Here is a 17,804-nt window from a genome sequence, read left to right on the forward strand (position 1 = left end):
GCCGGGCGATCGCACATGACCTACCAGGATATTCAATTCGACCTGTCGGGCGGCATCGCGCGCCTGACGCTTAACCGCCCGGACAAGCTCAACAGCTTCACGGCCAACATGCACGCGGAAGTGGCCGACGCGCTGACCCGCGTCGAAACCGAAGGCGCGCGCGTGCTGGTGCTGACGGGCGCCGGCCGCGGTTTCTGCGCCGGCCAGGACCTGAGCGAGCGCAAGCCCGCGCCCGACGGCACGCCGCCCGATCTGGGCGAGACCGTCGACAAGTTCTACGCGCCGCTGGTGCGCCGGCTGGGCGCCTTGCCCATGCCGGTCGTGGTGGGCGTGAACGGCGTGGCGGCGGGGGCGGGCGCCAATCTGGCGTTTGCGGGCGACATCGTCATCGCCAAGGCGTCGGCCAACTTCATCCAGTCGTTCTGCCGCCTGGGGCTCATTCCGGATACGGGCGGCACGTTCGCGCTGCCCCGTCTGGTGGGTCGCGCCCGCGCCATGGGCCTGGCCATGCTGGGCGACAAGCTGAGCGCCAAGCAGGCAGAAGAGTGGGGCCTGATCTGGCAATGCGTGGCCGACGAGGAATTCGACGCCGCGCTGGAGCGCCTGGCCACGCATTTCGCGGCCGCGCCCACCAAGGGCCTGGCGTTCACCAAGCGGGCGCTGCAGGCCAGCCTGGGCAATGACCTGTCCACGCAGCTGGATCTGGAACGCGACATGATGCGCGAACTGGGCCGCAGCGCCGACTATGCCGAAGGTGTGGCCGCGTTCCTGGGCAAACGCGAACCGCAGTTCAAGGGGCAATGATGAGCGTCCACGTTCCCCCAGTTGAAGTGCCGGCCGATCCGCAGGAACTGGCGCAGGCCGTGGGCTCGGTGATGTATGCCGGCGACGCGGCCTCGCAAGGCCTGGACATGAAGGTCGAGGAAATGGCGCCGGGCTACGCGCGGCTGACCATGCGGGTGCGGCCCGACATGCTGAACGGCCACAAGACCTGCCACGGCGGCTTCATCTTCGCCCTGGCCGACAGCGCCTTCGCGTTCTCGTGCAATTCGCGCAATGTCAGCACCGTGGCGTCGGGTTGCACGATCGACTATCTGGCGCCGGGATTCGAGGGCGACCTGCTGACCGCCGTGGCCCAGGAGCGTTCGCTCGCTGGCCGCACCGGCGTCTACGACGTCACCGTGACCAACCAGGACGGCCGCAACGTGGCCTTGTTCCGGGGACGTTCGTACCGCATCAAGGGCCAGATCGTCGGGACGCCCGCGGACGCCTGACTGCATTACAGAACCAAAGAGAAGAGAGACATCATCATGCCCAACACCATGAGCAAGCCGGGACTGGATCCTATCGAGCATGCCAGCCAGGACGAGCTGCGGGCGCTGCAGCTGGACCGCTTGAAGTGGACCCTCAAGCATGCGTACGAAAACGTGCCGCACTACAAAAAGGCGTTCGACGAAGCCGGCGTGCACCCGGACGACCTGAAGCAGTTGTCCGATATTTCGAAGTTCCCGTTCACCACCAAGAAAGAACTGCGCGAGAACTATCCGTTCGGCATGTTTGCCGTGCCGCGCGAGCGCATCTCGCGCATCCACGCGTCCAGCGGCACGACCGGCAAGCCGACCGTGGTGGGCTACACGCAGGGCGATCTGGACAACTGGGCCAACCTGGTGGCCCGTTCGATCCGCGCGGCGGGCGGCAAGCCCGGCGATACGGTTCACGTGGCCTACGGCTACGGGCTGTTCACGGGCGGCCTGGGCGCGCACTACGGAGCCGAACGCCTGGGATGCACGGTCATTCCGATGTCGGGCGGACAGACTGAAAAGCAGGTCCAGCTGATCAATGATTTCCGTCCGGACATCATCATGGTCACGCCTTCCTATTTCTGCAACATCCTGGAAGAGCAACGCCGCCAGGGTATCGATCCGCGTCAAAGCTCGCTGCGCATCGGCATTTTCGGGGCCGAACCCTGGACGGGCCAGATGCGCGCCGACATCGAGGCCGAAGCCGGCATCGACGCCGTCGACATCTATGGCCTGTCCGAAGTGATGGGCCCGGGCGTGGCGAGCGAATGCGTCGAGACCAAGGACGGTCCGGTCGTCTGGGAAGATCATTTCTACGCCGAGATCATCAACCCGGACACGGGCGAACCGGTGGCCGACGGCGAACCGGGCGAACTGGTGTTCACGTCGCTGACCAAGGAAGCGATGCCCATCGTGCGCTACCGCACGCGCGACCTGACCCGCCTGTTGCCGCCCACGGCGCGCAGCATGCGCCGCATCGGCAAGATCACGGGCCGCAGCGACGACATGCTGATCGTGCGCGGCGTGAACATGTTCCCCACGCAGGTGGAAGAACTGGTCCTGAAGATCGCGCAGCTTGCGCCGCATTACCAGCTGGTGCTGAGCCGCACGGGCAACATGGACGAGCTGGAGATCCTGACCGAAGTGCGCGCCGAGTTCTCGGGCCTTTCCGACGCGGAGCGCGCCAACCTGGGCAAGCAGTTGCAGCACGCGGTCAAGACGCACATTGGCGTCAGCGCGCGCATCCAGGTGTCGGATGCCGGGCATGTGGAACGCACATTGACCGGCAAGGCGCGCCGGGTGATCGACAAGCGTCCGAAGTAAAAAAAAAGCAGCCGCAAGGCTGCTTTTTTTATTGCGCCGTCACTACTGACCCACGGTGCGCAGGATCCGCCGGTACCAGAAGTGCAGCAGGGCGGCCGACAACGCCAGGCCGAACATGGCCATCAGCCACATGCTGCCGGCGCCTTGCGGCGATCCCGGCACCAGCAGGTCTCGCAGGCCGTCGATGCCGCCCTGGCCGGGACCGAAGCCGAACCACCAGCCGCCCACCAGTCCCACGCCGGCCAGCGCGACCGTCTGCAGGATCAGCGGCACGACGGCGATCTTGTAGGCGCGCAGCAGGTACGAGTTGATGCACTGCATCGAATCGAACAGATGGAACAGCGGCAGGACGGCGAGCAACGTGGTCGCCACGGCAGCGACCGCGGCGTCGTCCGTGTACGCGGCCAGGATGAGCGGTCGGCCGATCAGCAGCACGGCGGCCGTCAGCAGCGCGCCTATCAGGCCCAGCGCCAGGCCGGCCATGCCGGTGCGGTGCGCATGCGCGTAGTTGCCCGCGCCGATGGCCTGCGCCGTCAGCGCGGCGGTCGCCACGCCCAGCGCCATCGGCATCATGTAGCAGAGCGCGGCCAGGTTCGACATGATCTGATGCCCGCCGGTCACGAAGGTGCCCTCGCGCGCCACCAGCAGCGCCATGAAGGTGAACGCCGACACCTCGACCAGGTAAGAGCCGCCCATCGGGACGCCCAGACGCAGCAGTTCCTTGAGCGCCTTCCAGTCAGGCTTGCCGATGCGCAGCTGGAAACGGCGGTAGTAGCGGTCGTGCGTGATCACCCACAGGCCCAGGCCCAGGCTCATCCAGGACACCACGGCCGTGGCCAGCCCCGCGCCGGCCGCGCCCATCGCGGGCAGGCCCAGCTTGCCGTAGATGAAGATCCAGTTGAACAGCGCCTTGAAGCCGATGATGGACAGGTTGATGGCCATGACGAGCTTGGGCCGCGACACCGCGGTGCCCAGCGCATAGATGGTGCGGAACACCAGCGCGGCGGGCAGCGCCAGGACCAGCGCCTGCAGGTAGGACGCGATGCGGTCGCGCACGCCGGGGGCAACATCGCCCGACATGAAGAGCCACATGTCCGGAAACAGCATCAGCACCGCGCCCACGACCGACAGGCCAAGCGCCAGCCACACGCCCTGGCCCCAGCTTTTGCCGACTTCCAGGTTGTTGCCGGCGCCGAATTGCTGCGCCAGGATCGGGATCAGGGCATGCACGACGCCCATCAGGCCGACGAAGATCGTGATGTAGATGGAAGCGGAAAGCGCCATCGCCGCCAGGTCGTCGGGGCTGGAATGCCCCGTCATGGCGGTGTCCAGCACGCCGAACGAAATGCTGGCCCACTGGCTGATGAGCACGGGCCAGGCCTGCTTGAGGATCCCGCGCAGGGTGGCGCCGAAGGTCATCGGCGCCGTCAAGGCAGGGGTCATGGCTTGGCGCCGGTGCGCAGCAGGCGGAAGGTTTCGGAACGGTCGGCGCGGCGGCCGCCTTGCCAGAGGACTTCGGCGCCTTCGCTGTAGGCAGCGGTGCCGTCGCGCAGGCTTTGATTGGTGGTCTGTTGCAGGACCAGCGTGCAGCGCGTGTCGAACGGGAACGACAGGTTGTTGAAGATGAGGAACGAGGCGCGTTGCCCGCTGCCCAGGCTCAGGCCGCGGATGCACTCGCCGGGACGCTTGTGCTGCGCGATGGCCTCGGCCAGCTGGCCCGACACGGTGCGATAGCTGCGCGCGTAGTCCACCGCGGGTTGCCACAGCAGCACCAGCAGGATCCAGGTCACGGTCAGGCCGCCAGCCGACAGCACCGTGCCGCGCCAGAGCGCCTGCGGGCGCACGCGCAGCCGCCATACGACCAGGACGATCCACCCCAGCGTGAAAAGGACGGCCAGGGCAAAGGCCACCCACGAGATCACGGGCTCATAGCCGGTGGTCTGGCGGGCGATGTTGCGGGAAATCTGCGCCGGCCAATGGAAATGCAGCGCCACCCAACCGAGCCAGGCGGTGGCCACGGTCAGCGAAAAGCACATGACGGCAAACCAGTCCAGCGTGTTCACCACGCCGCGGCGCAGGGTGGGCAGCGAGAACGCGCCCAGCACCGCGCACGGCACGGCCAGCAACACGAATTCGGAGTCGCCGGCCTCGTCCACGAAGAACAGGATGACGGTTGAGCACGCCAGCAGCATCAGGGGCACCCAGATGTGCGGGGCATGGATCCAGGCACGCCAGCGCCAGATGGCCAGCAGCGCCAGCGGCCAGGTCGGCCACAGGTACCACGGCAGGTCGCGCAGCGTGCGGGCGGCGTCATGCAGGCCCGGGATGGCAAACGACGACAGGTTCCAGGTCTTCCAGTTGCGGATCCAGTATTCGCTGCCCTGGCTGGCCGGGATCCACCAGGCGAGGATCAGGCCGGCGGCCAGCACTGCGGCCCAGAGCAGCCAGCGCTTGCATTTCCAGAGCGGGCTGCGCGGATAGAAGGCCAGCGCCGCGCCGATCATGATGGGCAGGGCGCCGACCCAGCCGCGCGTCAGAAAGCTGGCGGCCAGCGCGATGCCCAGCGTGGTGGAGCCGGTGACGGGGCGGTCCACGGTGCGGGCCAGCGAATAGAACGCCAGCGCCTGGCAGGCCATGATCGCGGGCATGACCGTCGTTTCATGGGTGCGCTGCAGGATGCCGACGGTGGCGAGCAGCAGCAGCAGGGCGGCGTCGGCCAGCATGCGGCCATAGTCGCGGGGTTCGGGTTCGCCGCCGAAGGGCAGCGCCAGCGGTTGGGCCTCGGCGCGGCGGCCCAGCAGGTACGTGCCGTACCAGACGCTTGAGGCCGTGATCCCGAACCACAGCAGGTTGGGTAGGCGGCCGGCGGTGATGTCGCCGATGAACGGGCCAAACAGCCAGATGCTGATCGCGCCCACCCACGTGATCAGCGGACCTTCCTCGGCGTGCGCCAGATGCCCCACCTGCGGCAGCAGCCAGGTCAGGCCGCCTTCGCGGATCGCGGTGATCATGGTCGCCAGTCCGACGGCGTCGTCGGTTTTCCACGGGTCGCGCATGAACAGCCCGGCCACGATGTAGGCCAGGGACAGGCCCAGCAGGATGAGGCGGGGCAGTTTTGCGGTGGCGACCGACGTCAGCCGGGCCGGGGTGGAAATGGAAAGTGGGGACACGGGCGTTAATGTAACCGAGTGGTCGGAATGCGCCACCCCCTGACCGATTGTCCGGCGTCAAGGGGGGAAAAAAAAGCAGCCCGAAGGCTGCCTTTTTGCTGTGACTCCCGTAGGAGCAACAGGATCAGGAAGCGGACTTGACCGTGCCAGCAGTGCGGGCAAAGCGGGCGCGGAACTTTTCCACGCGGCCGGTTTCGACGATGCGGGTCTGGGCGCCAGTGTAGAACGGGTGCGATTCGGAGGTCACGTCGCACTTGAAGAGCGGGTACGTCTTGCCGTCGAGTTCGACGGTTTCGCGCGTCTGGACGGTGGAACGGGTGATGAACTTGTTGCCCGTTTGCAGGTCGGCGAAGACGACTTCGCGGTATTCGGGGTGAATGCCTTCTTTCATGGTGCTTTCCTAGACTCGGTCGAGTCTTTTTCAAGAGTTAGGGTCGCCAGCTACAGCTGCCTGGGTTGGGTTTGCCTACACCCAATGGCGCGACAGGCGCTAGCCACGTATCCAAAAAGTAACCCCGCATTCTAGCACGCGATATTGCCCTCGGCCAGCCGTAAGTGGACGCCTGGGCCAGCCTGCGGCCCGGGCGCCTTGACGCGAGAGAACGTCAGAGATCCGTGCGCAGCTTCCAGATTTCCGGAAACAGCACGACTTCCAGCATGCGCCGCAGGTAATCCACCCCGGACGTGCCGCCCGTGCCGCGCTTGAAGCCGATGACCCGTTCGACCGTCGTCACGTGGCGAAAGCGCCACAGCCGGAAGGCATCTTCCAGGTCGGTCAGCTTTTCGCCCAGCTGGTACAGCGCCCAGTAGCGGTCCGTGTCGCGGTAGACCGTCAGCCACGCGGCTTCAACCGCCGCAGACGCCTGATAGGGCTGCGTCCAATCGCGCTCCAGGTAGTCCGCGGGAATGTCCAGGCCATTTCGCGCCAGCAGCCGCAGCGCCTCGTCATACAGGGACGGCGCCTCGTAGGCGCTCTGCACCTGGGCCAGCAGGTCGGCGCGGTGCGAATGCGGCTTGAGCATTGCCGCGTTCTTGTTGCCCAACAGGAATTCGACCTGGCGGTACTGGTAGCTCTGGAATCCGCTCGACCGCGCCAGATAGGGACGCAACGCGGAGTATTCGGGGGGTGTCATGGTGGCCAGCACGTCCCAGGCGTGAACGAGCTGCTCCATGATCTTGCTGACACGCGCCAGCATCTTGAAGGCGGGCTGCAGACGGTCTGCCGCCACGCTGGCGATCGCCGCGCGCAGCTCGTGCAGCATCAGCTTCATCCACAGTTCGCTGGTCTGGTGCTGGATGATGAACAGCATTTCGTTGTGCTCGGGCGACATCGGATGCTGGGCGCCGAGCAGTTCGTCCAGATGCAGGTAATCGCCGTAGGTCATGTCGCGCGCGAAATCGAGCTGCGCTTTTTCCTGGTGGACGATGTCTTCGGGGCGTTCGTTCTGGTTCATGCGCGGCCTCCGGGGCAGGGCGGGGCGGCGCGGCGGGCGGATGCGGGCAGGGCGCGCCAGTGGGGCGCGAAAAGCAGTTGCATGGTCGATTCTCCGGGCGGGGCGGCTGCAGTCGCGCAGCCGCTCCCAGGCAGGCAAATCAGCCTACAGTTCGCGCAGGACCGCGCGGACCGGGCTGGCATCGGCCTGGACCAGCGCCAACGGCAAGGCGATCAACTCGTAATCGCCTTCCGGCACGTCGTCGAGCACAAGGTTCTCCAGTACCCGCATGTCATGCCGCAAGATCGTGTGGTGGCTGTCCAGGGTCTTGCTGGAAGCGGGGTCGATGCTGGCGGTGTCCAGACCGATCAGCATGACGCCGCGTTCGGCCAGCCATTCGATCGTCTGGGGCGCGTAGGCGGAGAAGTCGTCCGTCCACCAGTCCTGCGCGGCATGCTTGGCGGTGCGCACCAGCACGCGGGGCGGCAGGTTGTGCGCCGCATGGGCAAGGTGATCGATGGTGATGAGCGCGCCGCAGTCGATCGCGTGGATGACGCGGCAGGGGCCCAGAAAGGGTTCAAGCGAGACCGCGCCGATGGCTGCGGCCCCGTTTTCGTAGTGCAGCGGGGCGTCGGCATGCGCACCGATGTGCGGCGACAGCGTGATTTCGCTGACATTGACCGGACAGCCAGGCGTGAGCGACCACTTCCATTGCTGGCGGTACGGCGTGTCGCCCGGAAACACGGGCGATGCCGTCGAGACGGGCGGGGAAATGTCCCACAGGCGTTTCATGGCAGGCAAGAAGGGTCGCGAGGGCCGAAATTAGGTTAAGCCTAAAACAATATCGGGCGGTAGTCTAACGGAATTCCGGCCCGCGTTGCGGTCAGAGGCAGCCCAGCTCGGCCATCGACAGCGCCGAGCCGCCCGCGACGATCAGGTGGTCGACCAGCCGGACGTCCACCAGCGCCAGGGCTTGCTTCAGGTGCCGGGTGAAGCTCTGGTCAGCGGCGCTTGGCGAGGCCACGCCCGATGGATGATTGTGCGCCACGATGAGGGCCGCCGCGTGGTGGCGCAAGGCTTCGCGCACGACCTCCCGGGGGTAGACCGCCGCCTGCGACAGCGTGCCCCGTGCCAGTTCGCCGGTGGCGATCAAACGCAGTTGGGCGTCCAGGTAGAGCGCGATGCAGTGCTCTACCTGGCGATGCCCGAGCGCCGCCTTGCAGTATTGCTTCACGCGGGTCGGGTGGTTCATGGCGATGTCCCTGACCAGATCTTCTTCCAGCGCCCGGCGCGCCAGTTCCAGCAAGGCCGCCAGGGTGCAGGCCTTGGACGAGCCCAGGCCGGCGACGGCCATCAGTTCCTCGGGCGAGGTGCTTAAAAGGCCGCGCAGGCCGCCGAACCGGTCCAGCAACTGGCGGCACAGATCCACCACATTCAGCCCCGGAATGCCCGTGCGCAGGGCGACGGCAAGCAGTTCGGCGTCCTGGATGGATGCGGCCCCGTGGCGCAGCATGCGCTCTCGGGGACGGTCTTGTTTTGGCAGCCGGACGGACAATTTCATAAGAGGCTCTAAAATCAGGGTTTACTCAAATACCCATACGGTGGCAGATCGTGAGCATCGCCTCTAATGAAGTGAACGTTTTGGTCCGTCCGGATTCCTACCTGACGCTGCATTACCGCATCACGCTGGCGTCCGGCCCGGGCGCGGGCTCCATCTTCACGGACACCTTCGATGGCCGGCCCGGCACGCTGCAGATGGGCAGCGGCCAGTGGGCGCCCGGCCTTGAGGCCGCATTGGTCGGCCGCGCCGAAGGCGACAAGTTCAGCGTCACCATCGAGCCCGCCGATGCCTACGGCGACCGCAATCCCGAACTCATCCAGCGCGTCACGCGCGCCATGCTGGCCGAACACGCGGGTCCGGATGCCACCTTCGAACCCGGCGACCTGGTCGAATTCACCGCGCCCAACGGGGGCCGCTACTCGGGCGTCCTGAAGGAAATCAACGACGACTCGGCCCTGTTCGATTTCAACCACCCGCTGGCGGGCATCAGCCTGAAAGTGGACGTCGCGCTGCTGGGAGTGCTTTGATGAGCCAGGCTGTCACCGCCTCCGACGCCGAAGTCCTGCTGGCGCAGCCGCGCGGCTTCTGTGCAGGCGTGGATCGCGCCATCGATATCGTCGAGCGGGCCATCGAGCTGCACGGCGCGCCCATCTATGTGCGCCACGAGATCGTTCACAACCGCTATGTCGTCGAAGACCTGCGCGCCAAGGGCGCCATCTTCATTGACGAGCTCGAGGACGCCCCGGCGGGCGCCATCGTGGTGTTTTCGGCGCATGGCGTCTCCAAGGCCGTGCGCGCCGAAGCCGAATCGCGCGGCCTGCAAGTGTTTGACGCCACCTGCCCGCTGGTCACCAAGGTCCACATCGAAGTCGCACGCATGCGCGCGGCCGGCCGCGAGATCATCATGATCGGCCACAGGGGCCATCCCGAGGTCGAGGGCACCCTGGGGCAGGCGCAGGGCGGCATGTATCTCGTCGAAACCGTCGAGGACGTGGCCGGCCTTGATGTCGCAAACCCTGAAAACCTGGCCTTCGTCACGCAGACCACGCTGTCGGTCGACGACGCGGCCGCCGTGTCGCAGGCGCTCAAGGCGCGCTTTCCCAACATTGCCGAGCCCAAGAAGAGCGACATCTGCTATGCGACGCAGAACCGGCAGGACGCGGTCAAGGTCATGGCGCCCGAATGCGACCTGGTGCTGGTCGTGGGCAGCCCGAACAGTTCGAACTCCAACCGGCTGCGCGAAGTGGCCGAGCGCAAGGGCGTCGCGTCCTATCTGATCGACGGCGCGGATTCCATCGATCCGGCCTGGCTGGCTGGCCGCAAGCGCATTGGCGTGACCGCGGGCGCCTCGGCGCCGGAAGTGCTGGTGCAGCAGGTGATTGCGCGGGTCAAGGAACTGGGTGCCGTCTCGGTGCGCAAGATGCCTGGGCTTGAAGAAAACGTCGCGTTCCCGTTGCCCAAGGGCTTGTCGCGCAAGGCGGCCCAGACCGAATCGCTGGAATGAACAAGCGCCGCCCGTGCGGGCGGCGCCACAAGAACACCGAGGAGACTTCATGCAGCTCTACAGCTACTTCCGCAGCTCGGCCGCTTACCGCGTGCGCATCGCCTTGAACCTGAAGGGCTTGCCCTACGAATACGTGCCGGTCCATCTGCTGAAGGACGGCGGCCAGCAGCTGTCGGCCGATTACCGCAAGGTGAATCCGACCGCGCTGGTTCCGGCGCTGGTCGACGGCGATGCGGTCATCGGCCAATCGCTGGCCATCATCGAATACCTGGAAGAAACCCATCCCCAGACGCCGCTGCTGCCGGCCGACGCCATCGGCCGCGCCCGGGTGCGCGATCTGGCGCTGGGCATTGCCTGCGACACGCATCCGTTGAACAACCTGCGCGTGCTGAAATACCTGAAGCACACGCTGGGCGTGGACGAAGCGGCCAAGACCGCCTGGTACAAGCACTGGGTGCATCAGGGGCTCGAAGCCCTGGAAGCCCAGTTGGCCGAATCAAGCGCCACGGGCCAGTTCTGCCACGGCGACACGCCCACCATTGCGGACCTGTGCCTGGTGCCGCAAGTGGCAAATGCGCAGCGCTTCGAGTGTGACCTGTCGGCCATGCCCAATGTGCTGCGCATCGATGCGGCGTGCCGGGCCTTGCCGGCTTTCGAAAAGGCCGCGCCGGGCAACCAGCCCGACGCGGAGTGACACAGCGGCCGGTCAGCCGATCTGCACCGGCACGAAGATCTTGTCTTCGCCCCGCTGCACCAGCAAGGCCACGGTCTTGCCCGCCTTGGACAACTCGGCCTTCACCTGGCCGACGTTGTGCACCGGCACACCATTGAGCGACAGCAGCACGTCGCCGGGCTGAATGCCAGCCTTGGCGGCGGGGCCGGCCGAACGTTCGATCAGCAAGCCTTCCGCACCGGCCTCCTGTTGCTCCTGCGGGCTCAGGGGGCGTAGCGCCAGCCCAAGCTGGCCGCGCTGCACTTCCTGGCCGTCGGCCGACGCCTGCGTCTTGTCCTTGGGCACGCCACCCAGCGTCGCGACCATTTCCTTCTGCCCGCCATTGCGCCACACGTCCAGCTTGATCTTCTCGCCGGGGGCGGCCATGGTGATCGTGGAAGCCAGGTCGCCCGACGACACGATGGTCTTGCCGTCGATCTTGCGCACCACGTCGCCCGGCTGCAGGCCGGCCTTATCCGCCGCGCTGCCCTTTTCGACGCTGGACACCAGCGCGCCCGACGGCGAATCCAGCTTGAACGAATCGGCCAGGTCCTGGTTCACTTCCTGGACCGTCACGCCCAGGCGCGCATGCTGCACCTTGCCGTGCTCGAGGATCTGGTCCTTGATCTTGTAAGCCAGGTCGATGGGAATCGAGAACGACAGACCCTGGAAGCCGCCGGTGCGGCTGTAGATCTGCGAGTTGATGCCCACGACCTCGCCGCGGTCGTTGAACAGCGGGCCGCCCGAGTTGCCGGGGTTCACGGCCACGTCGGTCTGGATGAACGGCACCGACGTGTCGTCCGGCAGCGAGCGGCCCTTGGCGCTGACGATGCCGGCGGTGGCGGTGTTCTCCAGGCCATAGGGCGAGCCGATGGCCAGCACCCATTCGCCCACCTGCAGCTTGTTGACGTCGCCCACCTTGACCACCGGCAGGTTCTTCGCCTCGATCTTGATGACGGCAACGTCGGTCTGCGGATCGGCGCCCAGGACCTTGGCCTTGTACTCGCGGCGGTCGGTCATCTTCACGGTCACTTCCTTGGCGTCCTGGACCACGTGCGCGTTGGTCAGGATGATGCCGTCCGAGCTGACGATAAAGCCCGAGCCTTCGCCGCGCATCGGCACTTCACGGGCCGGCGCGCGGCCGCGAGAGCCGGGAATCTGGCCAAAGAACTGGGCGAACGGGTCGTCGCTCTCGTCGGCGGACACCTTGCGTGTGCCACTCACGCTGATGTTGACGACGGCCGGACCGGATTCGCGCGTGATCTGCGCGAAATTGGGCGGCACGGACGCGCTGATCGGCTGCGAAGCCGCGGTGGGGGCGTCGGCAGCCATCGAAACGCTGCCGGTCAAGGCAGTGGCACCTGCGCCGCCAATGGCGCCGGCGGCCAGCAGCGCCATGATGAGGCGCGAGGGTTTGATTTGCGTGGTCTTCATGTCGGCTCCTGCGATCATGTTGGGGACATGGCGCTATCTTCAGGTCCGACACTTAGGGGAAACTTAAGCAGGAAAATCCACGCGCGCGCGCAGGCCCTGGCCGGCAGGCGGATCTTCCAAAGTGATGGTGGCGCCGTGGCGGTCGGCGATGGTGCGCGCGATGGCCAGCCCCAGCCCGCTGCCATGCGTCGTGTTGCCTTCGGCGCGATAGAAGCGGTCGAACACGCGCTCGCGTTCGTGGACGGGGATGCCCGGGCCCGCGTCGTCGATCAGCAGCGAGACCCGGTCCGGCGTGCGGTCAAGGCGGATGCCGACGCGCCCGCCGGCAGGCGAGTGCTTGATCGCGTTGTCCAGCAGATTGCGGGCAAGCAGCACCAGCGCATCGCGATTGCCGCGCACCTGTGCCTCTGCCTCGCCGTCCAGCGCAATGTCGATGGATTTGGCGTTCGCCTGCGGCAGGGTCTCGGATATGGCCTGGCGCAGCACGTCGGCAATATCCACGGGCGCAAGCGGCGTCTGCGCCTGCGCGCCTTCCTGGCGCGCCATCGACAGCAACTGCTCGACCAGCCGCGTGGCGCGATCGATGCCCGCGGCCAGGCGCTGCTCGGCAACCTGGCGGGCCTCTGGGTCGGTTGCGCGCTGCAGCGCCTGCATCTGCAGGCGCAATGCCGCCAATGGCGAGCGCAATTCGTGCGCCGCGTCGCCCACGAATTGCTTCTGCTGGGCAAAGGCGCCGCGCATGCGTTCGAGCAGCAGGTTCAGTTCCTGCACCAGCGGGCGGATTTCATCGGGCAGCCCCCGCACGCTCACGGGCGACAGGTCTTCGGGCTGGCGCGCGGCCACTTGCGCGCGGGCGCGCTTGACCGGCCGCAGCGACCAGCTCACGACGCACCAGATGATCAACATCAGCAGCGGCGCGGCCGCGGCGATCGGCGCGACGGTGCGCAGGGCAAGCGCGCTGGCCATGTTCTTGCGCACGCGCATATCCTGCGCCACCTGGATCACCTGGAAGGGCGTGGCCAGCGAATACACGCGGTAGGTCTCGCCCTCGAGCCTGGCATCCGAAAACCCCAGCACGATCTGGCTGGGCAGGCGCAGGCGGGAGCGCGAATTGAAGACCCGCAGGCCGTCCGGCGTCCAGATCTGGATGATGAGATCGTCGGCAACCGGCGAACCCGCCCCGCGCGCGTGCGTCGGCCCCGTGCTGAGCAAGCCGTCGCCGGTGCCCAGAGACAGCGCGGTGCGCTGCAGCAGCGAATCGAAGATGTCGTCGGCTTGCGTCAAGGTGCTGCGGTAGGCGATTGCGCCTTGCACCAGCGCGCCGACCGCGATGGCGGCCAGCAGAAAGAAAAGCAGCCTGGCTCTCAGCGAGTAGCTAAGCGGAATGCTCATGTTTTGGGGATGACATAGCCGACGCCTCTGACGTTCTGGATCAGGTTCGGACCCAGTTTCTTGCGCAGGCCATGAATATAAACCTCAACGGCATTGCTGCTGATGCTCTCCTTCCAGCTGTAGAGCTTTTCTTCGAGCTGGGCGCGCGAGAAGATCATGCCGGGCCGGGCGATCAAGGGTTCCAGCACCGCCCATTCGCGGGCGGTCAGCGTGACCGGCGAGCCATCGACCATGGCGGCATGGGACTGCGGGTCGATGGTGATGCCTTCGTGTTCGAAGATGGGTTCGGCCCGGCCCGCGCTGCGGCGGATCAGTGCCCGCATGCGAGCCAGCAGTTCGTCCACGTCGTAGGGCTTGACGATGTAGTCGTCGGCGCCGGCGTCCAGCCCCGCAATCCGGTCGCTGACCGCATCGCGCGCGGTGGCGATGAGCACCGGCGTGCGGTCCTTGCGCGTGCGCATGTCGCGCAGCAAGCTCAGCCCGTCGCGCTTGGGCAGGCCCAGGTCGAGCAGGACAAGGTCGTAGGGGTCGGTGCGCAGCGCCGAGTCCGCCGCGCTGCCGTCCCGGACCCAATCAACGGCGTAGTGTTCCGCGCGCAGGCAGTCCAGCACGCTTTCGCCGATCATCATGTCGTCTTCCACGAGAAGAATGCGCATGGTTTTTTCCGCTGGGGTGGTCCAAGGGGGTTGGACGCGCGGCGATCAGCCCGAGTTCCCGGCTGGGGGAGGCGCGGGCGGGACGAGGATCGGGGGCGGAAATGAAAAAAGCAGCCCGAGAGGGCTGCTTTTTGGAAATCTGGTGCCGGCAATAGGAGTCGAACCTACGACCTTCGCATTACGAATGCGCTGCTCTACCAACTGAGCTATGCCGGCAAGACCATTTGCTTTTGTTTCTGGACCAAGCCGGAAAGCGCTAAGCAAAACATCTTTTTTCTTTCCCGTTCGATGCCTTTTTTGGGGCCCGATCTGGAAAGACCGAAATCATATCAGAGTTTTTTCGCGATGGGAAACAAGGAGTGAAAAAAAATCCGGAAAAAGATGGTGTTTGCACGCGATGAATTTTTAGTTCATAATTTCGGTCTTGGCAGATCCCCGATAGCTCAGTCGGTAGAGCGACGGACTGTTAATCCGCAGGTCGCTGGTTCGAGCCCAGCTCGGGGAGCCAAAAGAATGTTGGGCCGCTCACGCAAGTGAGCGGCCCTTTTGGTTTTTGCGGCGTGGCGCCGTTGCGCGTCCATCAAAGGGTCGAATCGGCATGAGTGACGACAAGCGCGTGGGCGTGACCGTGGTGTCCGGCTTTCTGGGCAGCGGAAAGACGTCGCTGCTCAATCGCCTGCTGCAAGAGCCTGCCTATGCCGGCGCGGTGGTCATCGTCAACGAATACGGCGATATCGGGGTCGATCATCATCTGGTCCGGCTCGCCCCGGACAATGTCGTGTTGGTCGAGGGCGGCTGCCTGTGCTGCGTCGTCAGCGGCTCGGTGGTCGACACCTTGCGCGATCTGTTCATGTCGGCGCTCGGGCGCAAGATCAAGCCGTTTCGGCACGTCGTCATCGAAACCAGCGGCCTCGCGGATCCGGCGCCCATTCTCTTCACGCTCAAGCATGACCGGTTTCTGGCCGAACGCTACGTGTACCGGGGCGCGATCGTGGTGGTGTCGGCGACGCAGGGCGCCGGGCAGTTGCAGACGCAGCCCGAGGCGTCCCGGCAGCTGGCGCTCGCCGACACGGTCGTGGTCAGCAAGTCCGACCTGGCCGATCACGCGCAAGTGCAGCAGGTCGAGCGGGCGATTGCCGCCGTCAATCCCGGCGCGCGGCGGTGCGTGCAGCACCCGGACGAGCCGCTTGCGCTCATGCTGCGCGAGGCGCCGGATCTTTTTGCGCGGCAGGACGGCGTGATTGCCGCCAATTGGCTTGCTGCCTTTTCCACGCCGCCGGGCGCTCGGCATGCGGGCGTGGGCAGTGTGTCGATCACGTTGCAGGCGCCCGTTGGGCGGGCAGCGTTTCTAGCGGGCATCGCCCGGATCCAGGAGCGCTATGGGCAGGGCTTGCTCAGGATGAAGGGGCTGATCTGCTTCGAGGGCGAATCGACGCCCTGCGAGGTGCATGGCGTTCATGGCGAGTTGTACCCGCTGCAGGCCTTGCGCGCGTGGCCGGACGAATCGCGCGCGTCGCGGCTGGTGCTCATCGTGCGGGGCGTGGCGGAGACGAAAGTGGCCGGGGCCGTGCGCGAGGCGCTGGGTCAGCCCGCGGCCTGATCCTTTCGAAGGACCCCGTTTCATTGATCGATATTCCGTTGCGGATGCGGCGCGGAAATACGGTATAACCGGTACGGTCTGATGCCCGTGCCGAGACGAAGATGGATCGACTGAAAGCCATGCAGGTGTTCGTCGAGGTTGCCGACCGGGGCAGCCTGTCGGCGGCCGCCGTCCATCTGGACATGTCGCGGGCCATGGTGTCTCGCTACCTGGCCGAGATGGAGCAATGGGTCGGCGTGCGTCTTTTGCATCGCACCACGCGGCGCCTGAGCCTGACGCCGGCCGGCGCCGAAACGCTGCCGCGCTGCCGCCAGATGCTGGATATGGTCGGCGACCTGCATAGCGCCGTCGCCACCCCCGAAGACACGCCGCGCGGCCTGCTGCGCATCACCACAAGCATGTCCTTTGGCGCCCGTCACCTGGCGCCGGCTGTCACCGACTACGTCAAGCGGCACCCCGGCACGTCGGTCGACCTGATGCTGGTGGAGCGGGCGGTCAATCTGGTGGAAGAGCGCGTGGATCTTGCCGTGCGGATCACCAATGACCTCGATCCCAACCTGATTGCGCGCAAGCTGGCCGTGTGCCGCTCGGTGGTTTGCGCATCCCCGGAATATCTGGCGCGCGAAGGCGTGCCGGCGCGCATCGAAGATCTGTCATTGCGCAACTGCCTGACGCATTCCTATTTCGGTAAAAGCCTCTGGCGTTTCGAACGCGACGGCGAGCCGGTCGATGTGCCGGTCGGCGGCAACATCAGCGCCAATGAAGTGTCGGTGTTGTCGTCCGCGGCGGTGGAGGGGGCGGGCATCGCCATGTTGCCCACCTATTACGCGGCCGAATACATTGCGTCCGGCAAGCTGCAGGTCATCCTGCGCGAGTGCAAGCCTCAGGAGCTTGGCATTTATGGCGTTTATGCCTCGCGCCGGCAAATGCCGCTGATTTTGCGCTCGATGCTGGATTATCTTGCCGAGCGGCTGGGATCGGCGCCGTGGGACAGGCCGGCAACCTAGGCTCCGGGTGCGCCGCAGCTTGAGAGCGCAATATATGGCGGTATAATTTGCCGGCATTTGACCTTAAAAAACCTAAGAATCATTCCGGCCTGGTGGCAGGTCGGCGCAATCCGCGGCACGGCTCGGTTTGCGCATGGGGGTGTGCCAGTGGGCGTGTCTGTCTGGCAGTGGCGCTATTGCGTCGCGCGGCTGTGGCCGATGCCTGTTGGTTCTAGTCTTTGCTATCAATAATTTCGCGGATAACGCTTGGTGTCGGTGGTTCCGGCGCGTTCCGCAGCCATATTGGCGACCGGCGTCGGCATAGCTGGCGCCAGCTTTTCCAGATTTTGCTCAGACCGGATTTTGCTTAGACGCCTGCCGCTGCTGCGCAGCAGCGGCAGGCGTTCCGCCTTATGGGCGCCGGCGCGCGGCGGTAAACAGGAACCCAGTGACAATTTCGCAAGCCAACATCGACTGTTGCGCCGCCGCTCATGCGGCGGCCCGGGTGTTTGCGCGCGAAGATGCCTGCTGTCGCGGGTTCGTCCGCAATTCGAATGCCGGTTTCTCGCGCATTCAATTTGGCCGCGCAAATGAAAAAGGCCCGGCGAATGCCGAGCCTTCATCGAATTGGTTGCGGGGGCAGGATTTGAACCTACGACCTTCGGGTTATGAGCCCGACGAGCTGCCAGACTGCTCCACCCCGCGTCTGAGAAAAGAATATTAACCTTATTT

The 17,804-nt window shown here is 65.8% G+C and carries 18 protein-coding genes and 3 tRNA genes; 9 read left to right on the forward strand and 12 right to left on the reverse strand.

The annotated features are described in order from the left end of the window. The first annotated feature begins 15 nt into the window (after positions 1-15). The 3 genes from paaG to paaK are packed head-to-tail and all read left to right on the forward strand — an operon-like array spanning position 16 to position 2,624. Entirely contained in the window at positions 16-804 is a 789-nt protein-coding gene (gene paaG / locus QEP15_RS06855) for a 2-(1,2-epoxy-1,2-dihydrophenyl)acetyl-CoA isomerase PaaG (protein ID WP_056322341.1), read from the forward strand. Next, on the forward strand, positions 804-1,274 hold the full coding sequence (gene paaI, locus QEP15_RS06860; RefSeq protein WP_180099141.1) for a hydroxyphenylacetyl-CoA thioesterase PaaI: 471 nt from the start codon (positions 804-806) through the stop codon (positions 1,272-1,274). The genes paaG and paaI overlap by 1 nt, the downstream gene beginning before the upstream one ends. A 36-nt stretch (positions 1,275-1,310) precedes the next feature. After that, positions 1,311-2,624 carry a phenylacetate--CoA ligase PaaK gene (paaK, locus tag QEP15_RS06865; RefSeq protein WP_062838629.1) on the forward strand — a complete coding sequence of 438 codons (1,314 nt, stop codon included), beginning with the start codon at positions 1,311-1,313 and terminating at the stop codon, positions 2,622-2,624. A 42-nt stretch (positions 2,625-2,666) separates the two neighbouring features. On the opposite strand, the gene QEP15_RS06870 is transcribed toward paaK, so the two are convergent. The 6 genes from QEP15_RS06870 to radC all read right to left on the reverse strand — a co-directional run bounded on the left by QEP15_RS06870 (position 2,667) and on the right by radC (position 8,788). Beyond that, positions 2,667-4,067: an MATE family efflux transporter gene (locus tag QEP15_RS06870; protein ID WP_152383792.1), complete on the reverse strand. Its 1,401-nt coding sequence runs from the start codon at positions 4,065-4,067 to the stop codon at positions 2,667-2,669. After that, positions 4,064-5,794 (reverse strand): ArnT family glycosyltransferase, encoded by a 1,731-nt coding sequence (locus tag QEP15_RS06875; RefSeq protein ID WP_152383793.1) that lies wholly within the window; start codon positions 5,792-5,794, stop codon positions 4,064-4,066. Before QEP15_RS06875 ends, QEP15_RS06870 begins: the two co-directional genes overlap by 4 nt. Positions 5,795-5,918: 124 nt before the next feature. Next, positions 5,919-6,185: a type B 50S ribosomal protein L31 gene (locus QEP15_RS06880; RefSeq protein ID WP_008164119.1), complete on the reverse strand. Its 267-nt coding sequence runs from the start codon at positions 6,183-6,185 to the stop codon at positions 5,919-5,921. Between the two features lie 214 nt (positions 6,186-6,399). Further along, positions 6,400-7,248, reverse strand: coding sequence for a tryptophan 2,3-dioxygenase (gene kynA, locus QEP15_RS06885; RefSeq protein ID WP_152383794.1), 849 nt, complete (start codon positions 7,246-7,248; stop codon positions 6,400-6,402). A gap of 144 nt (positions 7,249-7,392) precedes the next feature. Beyond that, the gene (kynB, locus tag QEP15_RS06890) at positions 7,393-8,019 is read right to left on the reverse strand and encodes an arylformamidase (protein WP_062838632.1); all 627 of its coding nucleotides are present in this window, start codon (positions 8,017-8,019) and stop codon (positions 7,393-7,395) included. A 91-nt stretch (positions 8,020-8,110) separates the two neighbouring features. Then, entirely contained in the window at positions 8,111-8,788 is a 678-nt protein-coding gene (gene radC / locus QEP15_RS06895) for a RadC family protein (RefSeq protein ID WP_152383795.1), read from the reverse strand. 50 nt (positions 8,789-8,838) lie between these two features. Between radC and QEP15_RS06900 the strand changes: the two genes are divergently transcribed. The 3 genes from QEP15_RS06900 to maiA are packed head-to-tail and all read left to right on the forward strand — an operon-like array spanning position 8,839 to position 10,986. Next, positions 8,839-9,315 (forward strand): FKBP-type peptidyl-prolyl cis-trans isomerase, encoded by a 477-nt coding sequence (locus QEP15_RS06900; RefSeq protein WP_081100848.1) that lies wholly within the window; start codon positions 8,839-8,841, stop codon positions 9,313-9,315. Next, positions 9,315-10,292 (forward strand): 4-hydroxy-3-methylbut-2-enyl diphosphate reductase, encoded by a 978-nt coding sequence (gene ispH / locus QEP15_RS06905; protein ID WP_280148592.1) that lies wholly within the window; start codon positions 9,315-9,317, stop codon positions 10,290-10,292. The genes QEP15_RS06900 and ispH overlap by 1 nt, the downstream gene beginning before the upstream one ends. Positions 10,293-10,341: 49 nt before the next feature. Beyond that, positions 10,342-10,986, forward strand: coding sequence for a maleylacetoacetate isomerase (gene maiA, locus QEP15_RS06910; RefSeq protein WP_152383796.1), 645 nt, complete (start codon positions 10,342-10,344; stop codon positions 10,984-10,986). Positions 10,987-10,998: 12 nt separating this feature from the next. Here the strand turns inward: maiA and QEP15_RS06915 are convergent, their stop codons facing one another. The 4 genes from QEP15_RS06915 to QEP15_RS06930 all read right to left on the reverse strand — a co-directional run bounded on the left by QEP15_RS06915 (position 10,999) and on the right by QEP15_RS06930 (position 14,702). Continuing rightward, positions 10,999-12,438 carry a DegQ family serine endoprotease gene (locus tag QEP15_RS06915; protein ID WP_062838635.1) on the reverse strand — a complete coding sequence of 480 codons (1,440 nt, stop codon included), beginning with the start codon at positions 12,436-12,438 and terminating at the stop codon, positions 10,999-11,001. Positions 12,439-12,501: 63 nt separating this feature from the next. Beyond that, positions 12,502-13,830 (reverse strand): ATP-binding protein, encoded by a 1,329-nt coding sequence (locus QEP15_RS06920; protein WP_280148593.1) that lies wholly within the window; start codon positions 13,828-13,830, stop codon positions 12,502-12,504. Continuing rightward, positions 13,827-14,486 (reverse strand): response regulator, encoded by a 660-nt coding sequence (locus QEP15_RS06925; RefSeq protein ID WP_056322372.1) that lies wholly within the window; start codon positions 14,484-14,486, stop codon positions 13,827-13,829. The genes QEP15_RS06920 and QEP15_RS06925 overlap by 4 nt, the downstream gene beginning before the upstream one ends. A 140-nt stretch (positions 14,487-14,626) precedes the next feature. Continuing rightward, positions 14,627-14,702: transfer RNA gene (locus QEP15_RS06930), tRNA-Thr, on the reverse strand. Between the two features lie 216 nt (positions 14,703-14,918). Here QEP15_RS06930 and QEP15_RS06935 point away from each other — a divergent pair. The 3 genes from QEP15_RS06935 (at position 14,919) to QEP15_RS06945 (ending at position 17,093) form a co-directional block, all read left to right on the forward strand. Beyond that, positions 14,919-14,994, forward strand: a tRNA-Asn gene (locus tag QEP15_RS06935). A gap of 90 nt (positions 14,995-15,084) precedes the next feature. Beyond that, positions 15,085-16,086 (forward strand): CobW family GTP-binding protein, encoded by a 1,002-nt coding sequence (locus QEP15_RS06940; RefSeq protein ID WP_280148594.1) that lies wholly within the window; start codon positions 15,085-15,087, stop codon positions 16,084-16,086. Positions 16,087-16,187: 101 nt separating this feature from the next. Beyond that, positions 16,188-17,093: a LysR family transcriptional regulator gene (locus tag QEP15_RS06945; RefSeq protein WP_152383799.1), complete on the forward strand. Its 906-nt coding sequence runs from the start codon at positions 16,188-16,190 to the stop codon at positions 17,091-17,093. A 224-nt stretch (positions 17,094-17,317) separates the two neighbouring features. On the opposite strand, the gene QEP15_RS06950 is transcribed toward QEP15_RS06945, so the two are convergent. Beyond that, positions 17,318-17,527, reverse strand: a complete 210-nt coding sequence (locus QEP15_RS06950) for a hypothetical protein (protein WP_280148595.1) — start codon at positions 17,525-17,527, stop codon at positions 17,318-17,320. A 173-nt stretch (positions 17,528-17,700) separates the two neighbouring features. Continuing rightward, positions 17,701-17,777 (reverse strand) — tRNA-Met (locus QEP15_RS06955). Positions 17,778-17,804 lie beyond the last annotated feature (27 nt).

It is taken from the genome of Achromobacter mucicolens, assembly GCF_029866465.1.
GTDB lineage: Bacteria > Pseudomonadota > Gammaproteobacteria > Burkholderiales > Burkholderiaceae_B > Achromobacter > Achromobacter mucicolens.